Annotated in this window: 18 protein-coding genes and 1 pseudogene; 1 reads left to right on the top strand and 18 read right to left on the bottom strand. The window is 61.8% G+C overall.

The features are described from left to right. Position 1 precedes the first annotated feature (1 nt). The 18 genes and pseudogenes from fliN to fliS form a co-directional block, all read right to left on the bottom strand. Positions 2 to 469, bottom strand: a complete 468-nt coding sequence (gene fliN, locus VRB54_RS16505) for a flagellar motor switch protein FliN (RefSeq protein ID WP_057008168.1) — start codon at positions 467 to 469, stop codon at positions 2 to 4. A gap of 42 nt (positions 470 to 511) precedes the next feature. Then, the gene (gene fliM, locus VRB54_RS16510; RefSeq protein WP_209983449.1) at positions 512 to 1,480 is read right to left on the bottom strand and encodes a flagellar motor switch protein FliM; all 969 of its coding nucleotides are present in this window, start codon (positions 1,478 to 1,480) and stop codon (positions 512 to 514) included. Between the two features lie 9 nt (positions 1,481 to 1,489). After that, the gene (gene fliL, locus VRB54_RS16515) at positions 1,490 to 2,002 is read right to left on the bottom strand and encodes a flagellar basal body-associated protein FliL (RefSeq protein ID WP_338478029.1); all 513 of its coding nucleotides are present in this window, start codon (positions 2,000 to 2,002) and stop codon (positions 1,490 to 1,492) included. A 207-nt stretch (positions 2,003 to 2,209) separates the two neighbouring features. Further along, entirely contained in the window at positions 2,210 to 3,559 is a 1,350-nt protein-coding gene (locus VRB54_RS16520) for a flagellar hook-length control protein FliK (RefSeq protein WP_338478030.1), read from the bottom strand. A gap of 1,858 nt (positions 3,560 to 5,417) precedes the next feature. Continuing rightward, on the bottom strand, positions 5,418 to 5,756 hold the full coding sequence (locus VRB54_RS16525) for an Hpt domain-containing protein (protein ID WP_338478031.1): 339 nt from the start codon (positions 5,754 to 5,756) through the stop codon (positions 5,418 to 5,420). 30 nt (positions 5,757 to 5,786) lie between these two features. After that, a complete protein-coding gene (locus tag VRB54_RS16530; RefSeq protein WP_338478032.1) occupies positions 5,787 to 7,505 on the bottom strand; it encodes a fused response regulator/phosphatase in 1,719 nt (572 codons plus the stop codon). Further along, entirely contained in the window at positions 7,502 to 7,825 is a 324-nt protein-coding gene (locus tag VRB54_RS16535) for an STAS domain-containing protein (RefSeq protein ID WP_338478033.1), read from the bottom strand. Before VRB54_RS16535 ends, VRB54_RS16530 begins: the two co-directional genes overlap by 4 nt. A gap of 85 nt (positions 7,826 to 7,910) precedes the next feature. Further along, positions 7,911 to 8,360 carry a flagellar export protein FliJ gene (gene fliJ / locus VRB54_RS16540; protein ID WP_338478034.1) on the bottom strand — a complete coding sequence of 150 codons (450 nt, stop codon included), beginning with the start codon at positions 8,358 to 8,360 and terminating at the stop codon, positions 7,911 to 7,913. 3 nt (positions 8,361 to 8,363) lie between these two features. Beyond that, positions 8,364 to 9,722 carry a flagellar protein export ATPase FliI gene (gene fliI, locus VRB54_RS16545; RefSeq protein ID WP_231421585.1) on the bottom strand — a complete coding sequence of 453 codons (1,359 nt, stop codon included), beginning with the start codon at positions 9,720 to 9,722 and terminating at the stop codon, positions 8,364 to 8,366. Further along, on the bottom strand, positions 9,712 to 10,476 hold the full coding sequence (fliH, locus tag VRB54_RS16550; RefSeq protein ID WP_338478035.1) for a flagellar assembly protein FliH: 765 nt from the start codon (positions 10,474 to 10,476) through the stop codon (positions 9,712 to 9,714). The genes fliI and fliH overlap by 11 nt, the downstream gene beginning before the upstream one ends. Positions 10,477 to 10,486: 10 nt before the next feature. Beyond that, the gene (gene fliG / locus VRB54_RS16555; RefSeq protein ID WP_003230967.1) at positions 10,487 to 11,506 is read right to left on the bottom strand and encodes a flagellar motor switch protein FliG; all 1,020 of its coding nucleotides are present in this window, start codon (positions 11,504 to 11,506) and stop codon (positions 10,487 to 10,489) included. After that, complete coding sequence (gene fliF / locus VRB54_RS16560; protein WP_003230965.1) at positions 11,499 to 13,274, bottom strand: flagellar basal-body MS-ring/collar protein FliF; 1,776 nt, start codon at positions 13,272 to 13,274, stop codon at positions 11,499 to 11,501. The genes fliG and fliF overlap by 8 nt, the downstream gene beginning before the upstream one ends. Positions 13,275 to 13,290: 16 nt before the next feature. Further along, on the bottom strand, positions 13,291 to 13,620 hold the full coding sequence (fliE, locus tag VRB54_RS16565) for a flagellar hook-basal body complex protein FliE (RefSeq protein ID WP_003230964.1): 330 nt from the start codon (positions 13,618 to 13,620) through the stop codon (positions 13,291 to 13,293). Positions 13,621 to 13,937: 317 nt separating this feature from the next. Beyond that, positions 13,938 to 15,314, bottom strand: a complete 1,377-nt coding sequence (locus VRB54_RS16570) for a sigma-54 dependent transcriptional regulator (RefSeq protein WP_338478036.1) — start codon at positions 15,312 to 15,314, stop codon at positions 13,938 to 13,940. Positions 15,315 to 15,318: 4 nt separating this feature from the next. Then, positions 15,319 to 16,529 (bottom strand): annotated as a pseudogene (locus VRB54_RS16575) (sensor histidine kinase). Positions 16,530 to 16,638: 109 nt separating this feature from the next. Then, positions 16,639 to 18,114 carry a sigma-54 dependent transcriptional regulator gene (locus VRB54_RS16580; RefSeq protein WP_338478037.1) on the bottom strand — a complete coding sequence of 492 codons (1,476 nt, stop codon included), beginning with the start codon at positions 18,112 to 18,114 and terminating at the stop codon, positions 16,639 to 16,641. Between the two features lie 168 nt (positions 18,115 to 18,282). Beyond that, entirely contained in the window at positions 18,283 to 18,579 is a 297-nt protein-coding gene (locus VRB54_RS16585; RefSeq protein ID WP_003230955.1) for a hypothetical protein, read from the bottom strand. 26 nt (positions 18,580 to 18,605) lie between these two features. Then, positions 18,606 to 19,010: a flagellar export chaperone FliS gene (gene fliS, locus VRB54_RS16590; protein ID WP_338478038.1), complete on the bottom strand. Its 405-nt coding sequence runs from the start codon at positions 19,008 to 19,010 to the stop codon at positions 18,606 to 18,608. A gap of 220 nt (positions 19,011 to 19,230) precedes the next feature. On the opposite strand from fliS, the gene VRB54_RS16595 reads away from it, so the two are divergent. After that, positions 19,231 to 20,355 (top strand): DegT/DnrJ/EryC1/StrS family aminotransferase, encoded by a 1,125-nt coding sequence (locus tag VRB54_RS16595; RefSeq protein ID WP_338478039.1) that lies wholly within the window; start codon positions 19,231 to 19,233, stop codon positions 20,353 to 20,355. Positions 20,356 to 20,398 lie beyond the last annotated feature (43 nt).

The following is a 20,398-nucleotide window of genomic DNA, read 5'->3' on the forward strand; positions in this document are numbered from 1 at the left end:
GTCAGCGCAACTTCTTGATGCGTTCGCTCGGGCTGATCACGTCCGTCAGGCGGATGCCGAACTTTTCGTTGACCACCACCACCTCGCCATGGGCGATCAGCGTGCCGTTGACCAGCACGTCCAGCGGTTCACCGGCCAGGCGGTCCAGCTCGATCACCGAACCCTGGTTGAGCTGCAGCAGGTTGCGGATGTTGATTTCGGTGCTGCCCACTTCCATGGAGATCGACACCGGAATATCGAGGATCACGTCCAGGTTGGGGCCGTCGAGGCTCACCGGGTCATTGTTCTTCGGCACGCTGCCAAATTCTTCCATCGGCAGGCGCTTGCCGGCCGGCGCGGTGGCGGCATCGGCGGCCAGCAGCGCGTCGATATCGTCCTGGCCAACATCGCCGGTTTCTTCCAGGGCTGCTGCCCATTCGTCAGCCAGGGCCTGGTCTTCGGCGGAAGTGTTTTCGTGTTCGGTAGCCATTACATGTCCTCGGCGAAGCAAACATTCATAAAAAGAGAGGGATCAGCGCCGGTTGATCGGCTCGATCACCTGCAGCGCCAGGTTGCCCTTGTGGGAACCGAGCTTGACCTTGAACGACGGCACGCCGTTGGCGCGCATGATCATTTCTTCCGGCAGCTCGACCGGAATCACGTCGCCGGGCTGCATGTGCAGAATATCGCGCAGGCGCAACTGGCGACGGGCCACGGTGGCGCTCAGGGGTACGTCGACGTCGAGCAAATCTTCGCGCAGGGCCTTGACCCAGCGTTCGTCCTGGTCGTCCACGTCGGACTGGAAGCCAGCGTCGAGCATCTCGCGCACCGGCTCGATCATCGCGTACGGCATGGTTACGTGCAGATCGCCGCCGCCGCCATCGAGTTCGATGTGGAACGTCGACACCACAATGGCCTCGCTCGGCCCGACGATGTTGGCCATGGCCGGGTTCACTTCCGAGTTGATGTACTCGAAATTGACCTCCATGACCGCCTGCCAGGCTTCCTTCAAGTCGATGAAGGCCTGCTCCAGCACCATGCGCACCACGCGCAATTCGGTAGGAGTGAATTCGCGGCCTTCGATCTTGGCGTGACGGCCGTCGCCACCGAAGAAGTTATCCACCAGCTTGAACACCAGCTTGGCATCAAGAATGAACAGCGCGGTGCCGCGCAACGGCTTGATCTTGACCAGGTTGAGGCTGGTGGGCACGTACAGCGAGTGCACGTACTCGCCGAACTTCATCACCTGCACGCCACCCACCGCCACGTCGGCCGAACGGCGCAGCATGTTGAACATGCTGATGCGGGTGTAGCGGGCGAAACGTTCGTTGATCATCTCCAGGGTCGGCATGCGCCCACGGACGATGCGATCCTGGCTGGTCAGGTCATAACTTTTGACGCTGCCGGGCTCGGCAGCCATTTCGGTCTGTACCAGACCATCGTCCACGCCATGCAGCAGCGCATCGATTTCATCCTGGGACAGCAGGTCCTGCACGGCCATGTCGTGATCCTACTGCAATACGAAATTGGTGAAGAGCACTTGCTCGACGGCGACTTTGCCGAGTTCCTTCTGGGACACTTCCTGCACGCTGGCGGTGATTTTCTGGCGCAGCATTTCCTGGCCAACCGGGGTCACCAGGCTGTCAAAGCTCTGTGCGGATAACAGCATCACCAGGTTGTTGCGGATCACCGGCATATGCACCTTGAGTGCATCCAGGTCCGCCTGGTTACGCGCAAGCAGCGTCATGCTCACCTGCAGGTAGCGTTGACGGCCGTTCTGATTGTAGTTGGCGACAAAGGCCGGCAGCATCGGCTCGAAGATAGCCGGTTGCTTGACGTTGGTGGCGGTCTCGGCGGCGGGGGCCGGTTTGCTGGCACTGCTGTGCATGATGTACCAGGTGCCGCCCACCGAAGCACCAATGGCCAGGAGCAGGCCCAGGACAATCATCAGGATAAGCTTGAGTTTGCCCTTGCCCTTGACCTTGCCTTCGGGTGCTTGTGCTGCGTCTTCGCTCTTCGCCATGCCAATAATCCGTCACTATTCGGGGATTCATAGATCTACGGAAAGGCAAGAGCAAGTGTTATGCCAGAATTGTCTGGTAGACAGGCACATATCCTTGTGAGCGGAGGCTTGCGCCCGATAGCGTTGGGTCATTGCCACATACAGTGACTGACACACAGCAATCGGGGGCAAGCCCCCTCCCATTATTCAAGCTGCATATGGCCGAAATCAGGCGTAGTAATCGACCGCGCTGGAGCCGATCACGCTGGTGGTTACGGGCGCGACAGCGGCGCTCACTTCAGTCTGCTCAGCCGCATCGCCACGACCACCCCGCCCACCGCCGCCACTCACGCCGCGCATCTGGCTTTGTTGCTGCTGTTGCTGCTCCTGGCCACGGGACTGGTCGGACACGTTCACGTCCACCTGGCCCATGCCCTGCTGGGCGAACATCTCGCGCAGCCGACCGGACTGGCTTTCCAGCGCTTCACGCACCACGGCGTGACCGCTCATGAACGTGACCTGAGCCTGCTGGTCCGGTGTCATGTTGACCTTGATGTCCAGGCGCCCCAGCTCGGCCGGTTGCAGTTGGATCTCGGCCGACTTGAGGTTGGCACTGGAGAGGTACATCACGCGATTGACCACTTCCTCGGTCCAGCCGCTCTGATGCATCGCCAGCGGTGCATTGGCTACCGGCGGCAGCGCATTGGCGGTTTTCGGTGTGGCGGCCTGGGTCAGCGCGGCCAGACGATCGGCGAAGTTATCGACCCGTGTATCGCTGCCGGCGTTTTTCAGGTCCTTGAGGCCGTCATCGATCAGCGCACCGAACGCCTTCTCGCCGCCCTGATGGGTGCTGTCCTTGGCGGCTTGCTGGTCCACCAGGGTGGCCATGCCGGCGGCGAAAGTCTGCGCGGCGGTAGGCTGATCCTGGGTGGTGGTCGGTGCGCCCTTCTGCGGCGCCTGGCTGGTGGCCGACACGTGACCGCCCTGCTCCATCGCCAGGCGCACGGCGGGCATGTCGTCCAGCGGGTCGGCGGCGGGGTCGAAGGCAGGCTTGGCTGCATCGGTTGCCGCGACAGGTGCAGCGACTGCGGGCTGCGTCTTGTCAGACTTGTCGGGCTTGGCCGCAACCGGGGCCGGGGTTTCCGGCGGCACCGGCACAGCCACCACTGGCGTGAGCGTGACCACCAGCGCCGGGTCGACCACCGGATCGGCCGCTGGCTGTTGTGCCAGGGCCGGGTCGGTGGGTTTGTCGTCATCGCTGCTGGCGCTGTCATCGGACTTGGCCGGCGGTGTGGCAGGCAAGGGTTTGCCGCTATCGGCAACCGCCGGCGTGTTGGCGGCAGGCTTGTCGCTATCGGCAACGGGCTTGGCCGGGTTCTCGGCGGGCTTGTCCCGCGTGGGTTTGGCCGGGCTGGCGTCGGGCTTGGCGACTGATTTTGGCGCCTGATTAGCGAACACTTGAGCGAAGCCAGGGCCTTTGTCCCGTGGGTCCGCCGTCACTGAAGGTGAAGGAGCGACGGGCGCTTGAGGCTTGGCCGCAGGGGCAGCCTGAAGAAGGGAGTTGGGGGCGACTGGCATAAGTAGGGTCTCCAACTGCATGGGGGTCGTGGGATGCAGTTATGGAGATATAGCAAGAGTTGGGCCAGGTTGAGTGGGTTGGGTGTATATCCGTTATTTGGGTGATGGCTGATATGGGTTCCGCCCTTACGGAGGCTCACCGCTGGAAAGGCCCAAAAGTAAGAAAAAGGCCTTCGCCCCACCAGGGCACCTTGCTTAGGCTCGGTGTGCCTGAGATCAAGAGCGAAAGCCAAAGCAAAGCAGATCAAAAGCGGTGTGATATCCATCGGACAAATGGAGATCCAAATGTGGGAGGTGGCTTGCTCCCGATGGCGGTGTGTCAGCTACAAATAAGCTGACAGACACTCAGCCATCGGGAGCAAGCCCCCTCCCACATTTTGTACTGTGTTCGGCAAACAATCCCGGTCGGCTCCAAGGCCGCCGCGCTCTTGCTTTTGATCTGGGGCGCGCCGTCAAACACGCTGGGGGTTCCGGCTCACCTTTGGAAAGGCCCAAAAGTAAGCAAAGGCCTTCGCCCCACCACTCGGCACCTTGCTTAGGCTCGGTGTGCCTGAGATCAAGAGCGAAAGCCAAAGCAAAGCAGATCAAAAGCGCTGTGATATCCATCAGACAAATGGAGATCCAAATGTGGGAGGGGGCTTGCTCCCGATAGTGGTGTGTCAGCTACAAATAAGCTGACTGACACTCAGCCATCGGGAGCAAGCCCCCACCACATTTTGTACAGTGTTCGGCAAACAATCCCGGTCGGCTCCAAGGCCGCCGCGCTCTTGCTTTTGATCTGGGGCGCGCCGTCAAACACGCTGGGGGTTCCGGCTCACCGTTGGAAAGGCCAAAAAGTAAGCAAAGGCCTTCGCCCCACCACTCGGCACTTTGCTTAGGCTCGGTGTGCCTGAGATCAAGAGCGAAAGCCAAAGCAAAGCAGATCAAAAGCGCTGTGATATCCATCAGACAAATGGAGATCCAAATGTGGGAGGGGCTTGCTCCCGATGGCGGTGTGTCAGCTACAAATAAGCTGACTGACACTCAGCCATCGGGAGCAAGCCCCTCCCACATTTTGTACTGTGTTCGGCAAACAATCCCGGTCGGCTCCAAGGCCGCCGCGCTCTTGCTTTTGATCTGGGGCGCGCCGTCAAACATGCTGGGGGTTCCGGCTCACCTTTGGAAAGGCCAAAAAGTAAGCAAAGGCCTTCGCCCCACCACTCGGCACCTTGCTTAGGCTCGGTGTGCCTGAGATCAAGAGCGAAAGCCAAAGCAAAGCAGATCAAAAGCGGTGTGATATCCATCGGACAAATGGAGATCCAAATGTGGGAGGGGCTTGCTCCCGGTGGCGGTGTGTCAGCTACAAATAAGCTGACTGACACTCAGCCATCGGGAGCAAGCCCCCCACATTTTGTACAGTGTTCGGCAAACAATCCCGGTCGGCTCCAGGGCCGCCGCGCTCTTGCTTTTGATCTGGGGCGCGCCGTCAAACACGCTGGGGGTTCCGGCTCACCTTTGGAAAGCCCAAAAAGTAAGCAAAGGCCTTCGTCCCACCACTCGGAACATTGCTTAGGCTCGGTGTGCCTGAGATCAAGAGCGAAAGCCAAAGCAAAGCAGATCAAAAGCACTGTGATATCCATCAGACAAATGGAGATCCAAATGTGGGAGGGGGCTTGCTCCCGATGGCGGTGTGTCAGCTACAAATAAGCTGACTGACACTCAGCCATCGGGAGCAAGCCCCCCACATTTTGTACAGTGTTCGGCAAACAATCCCGGTCGGCTCCAAGGCCGCCGCGCCCTTGCTTTTGATCTGGGGCGCGCCGTCAAACACGCAGGGGCCAGGGATGGTCCATCCGCGCCGTAAGGGCGCCCCCCCCAATCACCCCACAAAAACCCGCCGCAGCTCCCCCTCATACATCGCCCGAACCAAAGCAAACTCCCGGTCAATCTGATCCACCAACCCCCCGAGATCCCCCGCCGACGCCATCTCCAACCGCTGACACAGCAAGGCCAACCGCACCGCCCCCAGATTCCCGCTGCTTCCCTTGAAACTATGCGCAATCTGCCGCAACGCCTGCGCATCACCACGTGCCGTGCGCAACGCCTTCACCCGCTCTTCGGAGTCATGCAAAAAGGTATCCAGCAACCGCGGATACTCCCCCTCCATCACCTCCTGCAAACCCGCCAACACCTGCGGGTCCATATGAACATCAACCACTTGCTCGCTCCTTGATCAAGAATCGCCGGATTATGCCAGAGCCTCCCAGCAAAACTCCACGCAGACACTGCGCCCGCCATCGGACCAGCCTACAGCGCTGCACAATTGGCGCACCAGGCTGAGTCCACGGCCAGACAGACGGTCGATATCCAGCGGCCGCGCCAGTACCTGCTCCACGTCAAACCCCTGGCCACTGTCCTCGACGCGCAAGCTCAGGGTACCGCCGGTGTCGGTGGGCACTACCTGCACATGCACGCGCACAAACCCCGTGTTCAGTTGCGCCAAACGCTCGTTGCGCAGGCGGTAATACTGCGCAAACCCCTCGGCATCGCGCTTGAGCCGCGAGTCCAGCCCCAGCACGCCGTGTTCTAGGGCATTGGAATACAGCTCGGCCATCACGCTGTAGAGCGCCCCGCTCTGCTCGCGCAAACCGTGGATTTCCAGCAGCAGTTGCAGCAGGTAGGGCAACGGGTTGTAGCGTTTGAGGGTGTCGGCGCGAAACTCGAAGCTCACCGACCAGTCCAGCGGGCACGACTGGCCGCTGTCGGCATACAAAGGTCCGGTTGCACGCAGCGATTGGCCGGCCTGCAGGGTGATTTCCACCATGCTGATGTCATCGCGCACCTGGCCGCGAAAGGCTGCCAGCGCCTGCTCGATGTCTTCAAACAGGCGGTCCGGCTCGCGATTGGCGGCAAACACTTGCAGCAAGCGCTCGGCACCAAATAATTGTTCGTTGGCGTCGGCGGTGTCGAGCACGCCGTCGGACAGTAAAAACACGCGGTCGCCCAAGGCCATCGGCCAGACTTCGGTGCGGTCGTCAAACTGCTCCGCCGACAACACGCCCAAAGGCAAATGGCGTGACATCAACGACGTGCGCTTGCCCGTGGCGACCTCGTGCACATAGCCCTCGGGCATCCCGCCATTCCACACCTCCACCGCACGCCGCTGGGTGCTCAGGCACAGCAGCGTGGCGCAACAGAACATGTCCGCCGGCAGGATGCGCTTGAGCTTGGCGTTCATTTCGCGCAGGGTCTGGGCCAGGCCGTAGCCTTTGGCGGCCATGCCATAGAACACTTCCGCCAGCGGCATGGCGCCCACCGCCGCCGGCAGGCCATGACCGGTGAAGTCGCCGAGCAGCACGTGCATGTCACCCGACGGCGTGTAGGCCGCCAGCAGCAGGTCGCCGTTGAACAACGCATAGGGCGATTGCAGATAGCGAATGTTCGGCGCCGCGTTGATACAGCCGGAATGGGCCACCTTGTCGAACACCGCCTTGGCCACCCGCTGCTCGTGCAACAGGTACTCATGGTGTTTGGCGATCAGGTCGCGCTGCTGCAACACTGTGGCCTGCAGGCGACGCAGGCGGTCCATGGCGTTGATCTTGGCTGCGAGGATCACCGGGTTATAGGGCTTGGCCAAAAAGTCATCGCCGCCGGCGTCCAGACACTTGGCCAAGGCTTCGCTTTCGCGCAGGGAGGTGAGGAAGATCAGCGGCACCAGCGCTTCGCCCGCCAGTTGCTTGATGCGCCGCGCGGCCTCGAAACCGTCCATCACCGGCATCAGCGCGTCCATCAACACCAGGTGCGGGCGTTCACGGGTAAACACCTCCACCGCTTCAGCACCATTGGTGGCGGTGAGCACCTGATGGCCCTGACGGCGCACGATGGTCGACAGTAACAGCAGGTCGGCGGCGCTGTCTTCGGCGATCAGAATCGTCAGCGCCTCAAGGACAGGGGCCTGGACACTCATTCGATATCGAACAGTTTGTCGAAGTTGGAGATGGCGAGGATCTTGCGCACGTCCGAACTGCTGTTGACCACACGGATATACGCCTTGTCGCCCCCCGCATGGTCGCGCAGCAGCAGAAGCATGCCCAGCGCCGAGCTGTCCATGTAGGTGGTTTCCTTCAAGTCCACCACGAACGTCTCGGGCTTGGGATAAACGTCTTCATAGGCGTCGCGAAAATCCTGGTGGCTGCTGAAATCGAAGCGGCCCTTGATCGCAATCGCCAATGTTTTCCCATCCATGGATACTTTTTTTCGACTGGCATTTAAGTGCTTCCTTGTCATTGGCAATGTGACACAGGTTTAGCAGTTGAACGGAATCCGAGCAACACAGCAAATCAATTGCCGGAGGGTGCTGTCCCCTAATTATTCAGAACGGGGATTGGCGGGGAAGACGTTGCGACAGTTCATCGAGCAGCTTCTGCTCGCGTTTGTCTTCCAGCGCGCGCGCTTCGTCGATGTAGCGCTGCACCAGCTTGCGCAGGCCCTCGACCCGGGCATAGGCGGCCTGCCAACTTTCGCGCGCCTTGTCGAGGTTGTTCTGGTGCCAGGCCAGGCTTTGGCGCTGCTGGCCAACGGCGGTTTCCAGCTGGTTGAGAAAGCCCTGGTAACCCATCAGCCATTGGCCGGACACGCCCTTGCTGCCACGGTCGATCCACTGCTGCTGGTACTCTCCGCGAAAGCGTTCAAGGTCACCCAGCTTGCTTTCGACCAGGCGGACCTGACCCTGGAAATAACCCAGGCGCTGCACCGCGGCTTTTTCGGCCTTTTCGGCCATCTCCACCACTGGCGCAAGACGTGCAGAGCGCGAGTTGGCCATGGCTTAACCGCCTGGCGCGGGGGCGAAGATCGACTGCAAGTGAGCCTCGCTTTCGCCCATGCTGATGTTGTCGTTGAGGCCCTGGCGCAGGTAGGTCACCAGTTGCGGTTGCAGGGCAATCGCAAGGTCAGTCTCGCGGTCGCCGCCGGCCACGTAGGCACCCACGCTGATCAGGTCGCGGCTCTGTTGATAGCGCGACCACAGTTGCTTGAACTGCTGGGCGCGGGCCATATGCTCCGGCGTCACCACCGAGGGCATCACCCGGCTGATGGAGGCTTCGATATCAATCGCCGGGTAGTGCCCTTCCTCGGCCAGGCGCCGGGACAGCACGATGTGGCCGTCGAGCACGCCCCGCGCCGAGTCGGCAATCGGGTCCTGCTGGTCATCGCCTTCGGACAAAACCGTGTAGAACGCCGTGATCGAGCCTCCGCCCGCCTCGGCATTACCGGCGCGCTCCACCAGTTTGGGCAACTTGGCGAATACGGACGGCGGGTAACCCTTGGTCGCCGGCGGCTCGCCGATGGCCAGGGCGATTTCCCGCTGGGCCTGGGCAAAACGTGTGAGCGAGTCCATCAGCAACAGGACATTCTTGCCCTTGTCGCGAAAATATTCGGCGATGCGCGTGCAGTACATGGCGGCGCGCAAGCGCATCAGCGGCGCATCGTCGGCTGGCGATGCGACCACCACCGAGCGCTTGAGGCCTTCCGGGCCCAGGCTGTGCTCGATGAACTCCTTGACCTCGCGGCCACGCTCACCGATCAGCCCCACCACGATGATGTCGGCCTCGGTAAAGCGCGTCATCATGCCCAGCAGCACCGACTTACCCACGCCGGTACCGGCAAACAGGCCCAGACGCTGACCACGCCCGACCGTCAATAAACCGTTGATGCTGCGAATGCCCACATCGAGCGGCTGGCTGATGGGGTTGCGATTGAGCGGGTTGATCGTGGGCCCGTCCATCGGCACCCAGTCTTCGGCCTTCATGCCTCCCTTGCCGTCGAGCGCACGACCGGCGCCGTCGAGCACGCGGCCGAGCATGCTCATGCCCATCGGCAGGCGGCCGGTGTCGGCCAGCGGCACCACGCGGGCGCCAGGAGCAATGCCGGCGACACTGCCGACCGGCATCAGGAACACCTTGCTGCCCGAGAACCCCATCACTTCGGCTTCGACCTGCACCGGGTGGTAGCTGTCGTCGTTGATCACCAGACAACGGCTGCCCATGGCGGCGCGCAGGCCCTCGGCTTCGAGGGTCAGGCCGACCATGCGCAGCAGGCGCCCTTCAAGAATCGGCTGGCCGGGCAGCTGCGTGGCCTCGGCGTAGCTGCCCAGGCGCTTGGCGAAGCTGGTGCGGTCAAGGCGCATCCGGGCGGTCCAGGTCGACGCTGATATCGGGTTCAGCCGGGTTCATGGCCTGTTCGTGCTGCTGGTCGAGCAACTTGGCCATGATCTGGCTGATGCGGGTTTCCACCGTGGCATCGATGCGGCTGTGTTCGGTCTCGACCCGGCAGCCGCCGGGCTGCAACGCAGCGTCCTCGACGATGCGCCAGGTTTCTTCATGGCGCTCGCGCAAGGCTTTGACCTGCTCGAAATCCTGCGGATTGATGTACAACCGCACATTGCCGACGCCCAGGGGCAGCAATTTGAGCGCTTCGCGCATCACGCCTTCGATCTGGCTGGAGTCCAGCACCAGTTCGCGCTGGATCACCTGGCGCGTGATGTGCTGCACCAGTGCAACCATGGATTTCTCGATCTGCGCATCCTGCCCCGCAATCGGCTCGAACAGCCCGTCCATCAGGCGTTCCAGGCTGGCGAGCTGGACGCCCAGCGCCACCTCGGCCTCCTGGCGCACCTTGAGGGTGGTGCTGCGAAAGCCGTCCTTTTCGCCTGCGGCGAAGCCTTCGTTGTAGGCCTCCTGACGGATGGCTTCCAACTCTTCGAGGGTCAGCGGCTGGACTTCATCCAGCGGCACTTCTTCCATTTCCGCCGGAGTTTCCACCACCGGTGCGGGCTCGGGCTCGGGCACATGCGGGTCGAAGCTGGGCAACGACCAGATGTCGAACCCGCCCACGTCCCGCGCGCGAATCAGGTCGCTGGGCGTTTCATCTTTGCTCGACATGGACAGCGCCTTAGATCATTTCTTCGCCGCCCTTCCCGCCGAGAACGATTTCTCCGGCTTCGGCCATACGGCGGGCAATCGTGAGGATTTCCTTCTGCGCAGTTTCGACGTCGCTGACGCGTACCGGCCCCTTGGCTTCGAGGTCGTCGCGCAGCAGTTCGGACGCGCGCTTGGACATGTTCTTGAAGATCTTTTCCTTGACGTTCTCGTCGGAGCCCTTGAGCGCCAGCACCAGCACATCCGAAGACACCTCGCGCAGCAACGCCTGAATGCCACGGTCGTCGACATCGGAGAGGTTGTTGAACACGAACATCAGGTCTTCGATCTGGCCGGACAGGGTGTCGTCGATCTCGCGGATCGAGTCCATCAACTGGCCTTCGACCGAACTGTCGAGGAAGTTCATGATGTCGGCCGCGCGCTTGATGCCGCCCAGGGTGGTGCGCGAGGCATTCGAATTGCCGGAGAACTGCTTCTCCAGAATCGTGTTGAGTTCTTTCAGGGCCGCCGGCTGCACGGTGTTCAGCGACGACACGCGCAGGATGATGTCCAGGCGCACTTTATGGTCGAAGTGGCCGAGCACTTCACCGGCCTGGTCCGGGTCCAGGTACGCGACGACGATGGCCTGGATCTGCGGGTGTTCGTAGCGGATCACGTCGGCCACCGCGCGCGGTTCCATCCACTTGAGGCTGTCCAGGCCGCTGGTGTTGCCACCCAGCAGGATGCGGTCGATCAGGCCGTTGGCCTTGTCTTCGCCCAACGCCGAGGTGAGCATCTTGCGGATGTAACTGTCGGAGCCGACGCCCAGGCTGGTCTGGTCGCCGACAATCTCGACGAACTCGCTCATCACCTGTTCGACTTGCTCACGGTGCACATTGCGCATCTGCGCCATGGCCACGCCCACACGCTGGACCTCTTTGGGCCCCATGTGACGCAGCACCTGGGCGGCGTCGGTTTCCCCCAGCGACAGCAGCAGCACGGCGGCTTTGTCGACTCGGGAGAGCTTGGCAACAGCGGCTCGATTATCACTCATCTGCGTTGATCCACTCTTTCACGACCTGAGCCACACGGCCCGGGTCTTCTGCTACCAGACTCTTGATTGCGTTCAGCTGAGCGTCATAGCCTTCGCTCGGGCTGGGCAACAGGATGCTTTGCGGGCCGCCGAGGCTGACGCGGTCGTTGGCCAGTTCGCCGTCCAGGCCGCCCATGCCACCCAACTCCACATCGCCACCGGCCAGGGCCAGTTGTTTCTTGCCGTTGCCGGTGATGTTGTTGAGCACCGGACGCAGCACACCGAACACCAGCACCAGGATGAACAACACCCCCAGCACTTGCTTGACGATGTCCCAGAACCACGGCTGGGTGTAGAACGCCGCTTCAGCGATGACTTCGCCACGCTCGGCGGAGAACGGCATGTTGATCACGCTGACGCTGTCGCCACGGCTGGCGTCGAAACCGACGGCATCCTGCACCAGGCGGGTGAAGCGCGCCAATTCGTCGGCGGTCCACGGCGCACGGGTCACGGCACCATCGGCGGCGTTGACCTTGACCTGGTCATCGACCACCACCGACACCGACAGGCGATTGATGCGGCCCTGCTGCTGCTTGGTGTGGCTGATGGAACGGTCGAGCTCGAAGTTCTTGGTGGACTGGTTACGTTTGTCGGCCGGGTACGGCGCGAGCATCGGCTGGCCGGTGGCCGGGTCCATGATCTGCTGGCCGTTGGCATCGAGCAGCGGCTGCCCGGCGGCAATGGCGCCAGCGGTGGCAGCGGCGCCACCGGTGGTTTGCGGGGCGGTGGCCGGGGTCGGTGGCTGGTTGCTCAGGGCACCCGGCACACCTTGCGGGCCGCTGCTGGCAGTGCGCTGTTCGCTGGTGGATTGCTCGCTGCGCAGCGCCGGCTGGTCCGGGTTGAACTGCTCGGACGTCGACTCGACGGCGCTGAAGTCCACGTCGGCGGACACTTCGGCCTTGTAGCGGTCGTTGCCCAGCACCGGTTGCAGAATGTTGTGCACCCGCTGGGTGAGCATGCTTTCCATGCGGCGGCTGTAGTCGAACTGCTTGCCGGCCTGGGTCAGCGCGGAGTTTTCGGCCATGTCCGAGAGCAGGTTGCCCTTCTGGTCGACCACGGTGATTTGCGACTTGCTCAATTCGGGAACGCTGGTGGCTACCAGGTTGACGATCGCCAGTACCTGGCCAGGCTCGAGGGAGCGGCCGGAAAACAGCTCAACCAGTACCGAGGCGCTGGGCTTGCGCTCGTCACGCACGAACACCGAGCTTTTCGGAATCGCCAGGTGCACACGGGCGCCCTTGACGTTGTTGAGGCTGGAGATGGTGCGCGCCAGTTCGCCTTCAAGGCCACGACGGTAGCGCGTGGCTTCCATGAACTGGCTGGTGCCCAGGCCCTGGTCCTTGTCGAGGATTTCGAAACCGATGTTGCTGTCGGACGGCGTCACGCCGGCGGCGGCCAGCTTCATGCGGGCACGGGCTACGTCATCGGCCTTGACCAGCAAGGCGCCGGAGTTGGGTTCTACAGTGTAGGCGATGTCGGCGGCGGCGAGGGTTTCCATGATCTGCTTGGAATCCATGCCCGCGAGGCTGCCGTACAGCGGACGGTAATCGGGTTGCTGCGACCACAGCACCACGGCAAAACCAATCGCCACGCTCGCCGCCAGGCCGACCATCAGGCCGACCTGACGCAGCATGGTCATTTCCGAGAGGTTTTCCAGGAACGACAGGCCAAACAGCGGCGGCTTGCCACCTGCTTTGGCGGGTACGTTGTCGGTGACTGCTTCTGCCATGACTTAACTCTCGCCCTTAAACCGGCATCTGCATGATGTCTTGGTAAGCCTGAACCACTTTGTTACGCACTTGGGTCAAGGCTTGAAAGGAAACGCTGGCCTTTTGCGAAGCGACCATCACATCGGTGAGGTCCACGCCGCTTTTGCCGATTTCGAATGCGGTGGCCAACTGGCTGGAGGCTTGCTGGGTGTCGCTGACCTTGTTGATGGCCTGACCGAGCATGTCGGCAAAATTGCTTTGGCCCAATTCCGGCACGGGTGCGACGGATTTCGGCCGGGCCATGGCATCCATTTGCATGGAGCGCATATCCAACATCAACCGATTGAACTCAATACCCTGGCTCATGACCTTCTCTCTCCGACAACCCGCAAATTTTTGACACTACACAGCAGTTATCAGGGGTAGGTGCAACAAGGGTGCCAGCTCTGGAGCAACTCGTAAGAAAAGGCGACAAAGGCGGTCGGACTATATTTCACCCAGCCACTGACGACGACTCCCGTGGCGAGCGGGCTTGCCCCGCGTTGGGTTGCCAAGCGACCCCAATCAAAGGAAGGCACGGTGTACCTGATGCTGCTCAGGGCCTGGTTTGGGGGCTGCTGCGCAGCCCAACGCAGGGCAAGCCTGCTCGCCACAGGAGCTGAGCAAGCCTGTGAAGGGTTGAGTCAGGTGGCGAAGAGGTAGGCTTCGACATCCATGCCGGCGTCGCGCATCTGCGCCAGCTTGTAGCGCAGGGTGCGCGGGCTGATACCCAGGCGCTCGGCGGCTTCTTTGCGGCGGCCGCGCTCGGCACGCAGGGTGTCGATGATCATCTGGAATTCGCGGCGACGCAGGTCATCGCCCAGCGCGCCCGCCGATTCGGCTTCGGCGACCACGGGCGCGGGCGCCAGGCTCGGCAACGGCGCCGCGCCCGCGCCGGTGGCCAGGCAGAAATCCTGCGGCTGGATCAAGCCGCCCTGCTGCAGGATCAACGCGCGCTGGATCGCGTTGTCCAGTTCGCGCACGTTACCCGGCCACGGGTAGCCGATCAGGCACGCCTGGGCCTCGGCCGACAGCCGCGCCTGGGCGTGCTTCATTTTTTTGACGTGGTTGCGCAACAGGCGCTCGGCCAACGGGATGATGTCCGCCGGGCGCTCGCGCAACGGGCGCCAGGCCAGGGGGAATACCGACAGCCGGTAGAACAGGTCTTCACGAAAGCGCCCCGCCGCCACTTCACCCGCCAGGTCGCGGTTAGTGGTGGCGACCACGCGAATATCCAGCTGAATCGGCTTGCGCGCGCCCACCCGCTCCACTTCACGCTCCTGCAATACCCGCAGCAGCTTGGCTTGCAGGCCCAGGGGCATTTCCGAGATTTCATCGAGCAGGATAGTGCCGCCGTCTGCCTGCTCGAACTTGCCAGCCTGGGCCGCGATGGCACCGGTGAACGAGCCCTTTTCGTGGCCGAACAGGGTGGCTTCGAGCATGTTGTCGGGAATCGCTGCGCAGTTGATTGCGATAAACGGTTGTTTGGCACGGCTCGATTGCTGGTGGATATAGCGCGCCAGCACTTCCTTGCCGGTGCCGGACTCGCCCGAGATGAGCACGGTAGAATCGCTGCGCGCGACACGGGCGGCCAGCTCCAGCAATTGGGCACTGGCCGGCTCGAAGGCAATCGGGCCCTCGCCGTCGGGATTGGAAATAACGCCAAGGGCGTGCCGGGCAACCAGTTCGATCAGCGCTTTGGGTTCGAACGGCTTGACCAGATAGTCCGCCGCGCCCTGGCGCATGGCGTCCACCGCGCGCTCGACGGCGCCGTGGGCGGTCATCAGCAGCACCGGCAATTGCGGGTGGCGGGCGCGCAGCAGGCTGAGCAACTGATGGCCGTCCATGCCGGGCATGTTCACGTCGCTGACCACCAGGCTGAAGGTCTCCTGCTCCACGGCTGCCAAGGCTTCTTCGGCGCAACCGACCGCGCAATAGTCATGGCCCGCCAGCAGCAGCGTGTCAGCCAATGCTTCACGCAGAGCGCGATCGTCTTCCACCAACAGAACCTTGATAGCCATGTTCTTACTCCGCGCTTGCCGCGCTGGTAAACAGCGGCAAGGTCATCAATGCACAGGTGCCACGCCCCAGCCGGGAATGCAGGAGCAATTCCCCCTGATGGGCACGCGCCACCGCCTTGACCACGGTCAGGCCCAGGCCCGTTCCGTTGGTCTTGGTGGTAAAAAAGGTTCGCCCAGGCGTTGCAGCACCAGCGGGTCGATGCCGCTGCCACTGTCGCTGATGCACAGGCGCAGGGTTTGCTCGCGGCTGTACAAGTGAATCTTCAGGCGTGCGCCGGGGCCGCTGGCCTGGGTGGCGTTTTCGATCAGGTTGAGCAGCGCGCCCACCAGGGTGTCGCGGTTGCACAGCAGCTCACCCAGGTGGCTGTCGCACTGCCAGCGCACTTGCACGTCCTGGATATGAGTGGCAGCGGCGGACTGCAACGCCTGCATCAGCGCCGCCGGGGTGACGCGGTCGGTCAAAGGCAACTCGCCACGGGCAAACACCAGCATGTCGCGCACCTGGTGCTCCAGCTCATGCAGGCGCTCTTTGAGGCGCCCGGCAAAACGCTGATGGGTGGCGGCGGGCAGTTGCTCGTCAGTCAAATGACTGGCGTAGATCAGCGCGGCCGACAGCGGCGTGCGGATCTGATGCGCCAGAGAAGCGACCATCCGGCCCAGCGACGACAACCGTTCGTGGCGTGCCAACTGGTCCTGCAGGTGCCGGGTTTCCGTCAGGTCGTTGAGCAGCACCAGTTGACCGGGCTCGGCGTCCAAAGAGCGGGTGGCAATGGACAGGCGGCGGCCGTCCTTGAGGGAAATTTCATGGCCGTCGTCTTCACGGGGGGCAAAGCAGCGAGTGATGACTTCACGCCACAGTTCGCCTTCGAGCGGCAGGCCGAGCATGTCACAGGCGGCCGGGTTGGCCTCGCGCACGCGGCCTTGGTCGTCGATCACGATGACGCCACCAGGCAACAGCGACAGCAGGTTTTGCAGACGGTTGGCCAAACGCTCTTTCTCGGCCAGCTCTTGCATACGCTGGGCACTGACCACCGCCAACTCGCCCTTGAGCTCGGAAACCCGGGCTTCCAGCAGGCTGTAGGAGTCGGTCAGTTGGCTCGACATCTGGTTGAACTGCGAGAACGCCTGCTCAAGACCCTGGCGGATCGGCGACTCTACAGGCGGAACCAGCCCCTGGATGGCAGGGGCCGAAGATAGCTGGGCGGCGTGGGGCATGATGCTCTCTCGCTGGCTGACCGTCAGTTAAACGGAACGTTGCGAGAGCTATAGCAATACCCGTGCCTAAAAAAATAAGCTTATTTTTCAGGTAGTTGAAAAACAGGCGTCAATCATCTGCCTGTTCATCGCCTTCCCGACGGCTCATTCCGTACTTGCGCATCTTCTCCACCAGGGTGGTTCGACGGATGCGCAGACGTTCGGCGGCGCGGGCGACGATGCCGTTGGCATCGTCCAGGGCCTGCTGGATAAGGCCTTGTTCCAGATTGCCGAGGTAGTCCTTCAGGTCCAGGCCTTCGGGCGGGAGCATGGCGGTGGAAGCGAAGTCCGGGGTGTGGCCATTGATGGCCACCCGCTCCTCCATGTCACTGCGCAGGCTGTCGACCATCTGCTCGTCTTCATCGTCGACGTAGCGGAATTTTTTCGGCAACTCGACCACGCCGATCACGCCATAGGGATGCATGATCGCCATGCGCTCCACCAGGTTGGCCAGCTCACGGACGTTGCCCGGCCAGCCGTGACGGCACAGGGACATGATCGCGGCCGAGTTGAAGCGAATGGAGCCGCGCTTTTCGTGTTCCATGCGCGAGATCAGCTCGTTCATCAGCAACGGGATGTCTTCCACGCGCTCGCGCAGCGGAGCCATCTCGATGGGGAAAACGTTGAGGCGGTAGTACAGGTCTTCGCGGAAGCTGCCGACCTCGATCATGCTTTCGAGGTTTTTGTGGGTGGCAGCGATGATGCGCACGTCAACGCTCTGGGTCTTGTTGCTGCCCACACGTTCAAAGGTGCGTTCCTGCAACACGCGCAGCAGCTTGACTTGCATCGGCAGCGGCATGTCGCCGATTTCGTCGAGAAACAGGGTGCCACCGTTGGCCAGTTCGAAACGCCCGGCACGGCTGGTGATGGCGCCGGTGAAGGCGCCCTTCTCGTGGCCGAACAGTTCGCTTTCAAGCAGTTCTGCAGGGATCGCTCCACAATTGACCGGCACAAAGGGTCCGTCGCGACGCTTGGAGTGATAGTGCAGGTTGCGCGCGACCACTTCCTTGCCAGTACCGGACTCGCCGAGGATCAGCACGCTGGCGTCGGTGTCGGCCACTTGCTGCATCATCTGGCGCACGTGCTGTATGGCACGGCTAGTGCCGACCAGGCTGCGGAACAGATTGGGCTCGCGGTGACGGCCGCGCTCGCGGGCCTGGTCGTACATCTCGCGATAAACCTGGGCACGGTGCAGGGAGTCGAGCAATTTGCTATAGCTGGGCGGCATTTCCAGGGTGGACAGCACGCGGCGGCGCTGGTCTTCGGGCAACTCGACCGAAGAAATATCACCCATCAGCAACACCGGAAGGAACTCATCCCAGGTCGACAGTGTCTTTAACAGGCCCAAAACTGCGCCAGGAGCGTTTACGGTCCCGATCAGCACACAGATGACTTCACGGCTCGATGACAATGAGCTGACCGCCTGCTGCCAATCATGGCTGCCGCAGGGCAGATTTTCTTCGCCAAGAAAATTCAAAATCACCGCCAGGTCGCGGCGGCGAACGCTATCGTCATCAATCAGCAGAATTTTGGTTTCACGCCACATGCAATAGCAACTTCCCTAGTAAAACTTCCTGCCCCAGTGTGAGGGCAATCAAGACGCCTGTAGGACTTATTACCTTGTAGACGTCTGAAATCTGAAAACAACACTAGTTAAGTCAAAAAAACCTGCGCAGTCAAATTTATGACGCGCTTTGGGGTTAACCCAGTCTGTTCAACCAAACAGATGGTAGACCTTTGACGCATTCTTCGCCTGGTTGATCTGCGACATCTCTTCGAAAATCGCCTGCCTCTCCCCCGTCGTCACCTCGAGCAACTGCTGGTACACCGCCAACAGACTCTCCAGCTTTTCGCGCAACGCATCCTCGTTGACCGGCGCTTCGCTGAGCACCTGGTCGATGACATCGCGGCAGCCCAGGTCGAGTTCGCCGATGGCCTCCCAGTTACGGTCCGCCAGCGCGCCCACCAGCGCCTCACGGGTTTCATCAATGCGTTGCAGTGCATGGCTCATGACGTATTCCTCAAGGCCGTTGGCCCTTACTGTGCGGCGCCTTGTGGGGTAGCGATACCATCCCAGCCTTGCTTGACGGTAATCATCAAGCGCGCAACCTCGTCGATCATCTCGGGGTCGTTATGCAGGTTGGCTTCCATCAGACGGTTGGTCATGTAGGCATACAGACTTTCCAGTTGCTGGACATACGCCGGGTTTTCGCTCTTTTCAGCGTCCAGACCGTCGCGCAGGCCGATGACGATATCCACCGCCTTGCCGAGCATCAGGCCCTTCTGCGCAATGTCGCCACGCGCCAAAGCACCCTTGGCCTGAGCCATGCGGTCAAGCCCACCCTCCATCAGCATCTGCACCAGACGGTGCGGACTGGCTTCAGAGATCTGAGCATGGGAATTGACCTTCTGGTATTGGCGAAGGGCTCTCATGGGATTCATGGTTCTACCTCGTAACAGGCGACAGCGGAAAGATTTCAGTAACGTTTATGTCGACTCGATTACCCATAACTTTAATCCCGCGATTATCAAAAAAGCCAATGCACCCAGCATTGGCTTTTTGCGTTGCGCCGCGAGGGCGCCACAAATCCGCTTGGTACAGTTCCTGCTTTGCCCCTTTTCAATCGTAGGAAACGATATTTAATTGACAGTCGCGGGCACCATGAAAAATATCATCAAATTGTTAGTGCCAGAGATGCCGAAGGTCGAGCAGATTCTTCCGTACTGGCAGCAGATCGATGAAAACCGCTGGTACACCAACTTCGGCCCGCTGGTCTGCGAACTCGAAGAACGGCTGTCGCGCTCATTCAGTCGCGAGCCGACGAAGGTGCACGTGGTGTCCATGGCCAATGGCACCTGTGCGCTGCAGATCGCCCTCGAAGCGTTGAGGCTGCGCAAGGCTGGCCGAGTGCTCGTGCCAGGGCTGACTTTCGTCGCCACGGCCACCGCCATTATCCGTGCGGGGCTCACACCGCTGATCAGTGATGTAGATCCCGACAGCTGGCTGCTGACACCCGCGATAGCACGCGCAGCACTGGCTGAAACGCCGTTTGACGCAGTGATGCCGGTGGCGACTTATGGTTGCCCTCAGGACGTCGCCGGCTGGGACCTGTTCACCGCCGAAACCGGCATCCCGGTGGTGGTGGACGCCGCAGGCGCCTGGGGCAATCAACAGGTCGGCCTGACTACCAAGGTTGCCTTCAGCCTCCACGCCACCAAAGCACTGGGCGGCGGCGAAGGCGGTTTCGTCGCCGCCCGCCACCACGCTTACGGCCAGAGCATGCGCGCACTCAGCAACTTCGGCATCGATGCCCAGAGTGGCGGCCTGGTGTTCGATGCGGGTGAGAACGGCAAAATGAGCGAATACCACGCGGCCGTTGCGCTGGCCGCGCTGGACAACTGGCCGAGTGTTGCCGAAACACGGCGCAACCTGCACCGGCGCTATGCCGCACGCCTGCTGGCGCGGATTCCCGCGCTGAAACTTCAAGTCAAACCTGCGGACGGCGTGTACAGCCTGATGCTCGTGTTACTGCCGCCGGGTGTTCGCGGGGTCGACATTCAACTGCGCCTGCTCGGTGAAGACATCGAAACCCGTCGCTGGTACTGCCCTCCCCTGCACGGCCATCCGGCTTTCCAGGCGTGCGCACCCGGTCCGCTGCCGCAGGTCGACCTGCTGACCGAACGCCTGCTGGGTTTGCCCTTTCATCTTTCATTGACCGATGCAGACATCGAACGAGTGATCGACTGCCTGGCAGACCTGCTCACCGATCAAGCGGCAGCGACATGACCGCGCGCGCAGACATCCGGTTCAACCTTCGCCCCTTGTTCAA

The organism is Pseudomonas trivialis (genome assembly GCF_036864995.1).
Taxonomy (GTDB): Bacteria; Pseudomonadota; Gammaproteobacteria; order Pseudomonadales; family Pseudomonadaceae; genus Aquipseudomonas; species Aquipseudomonas trivialis.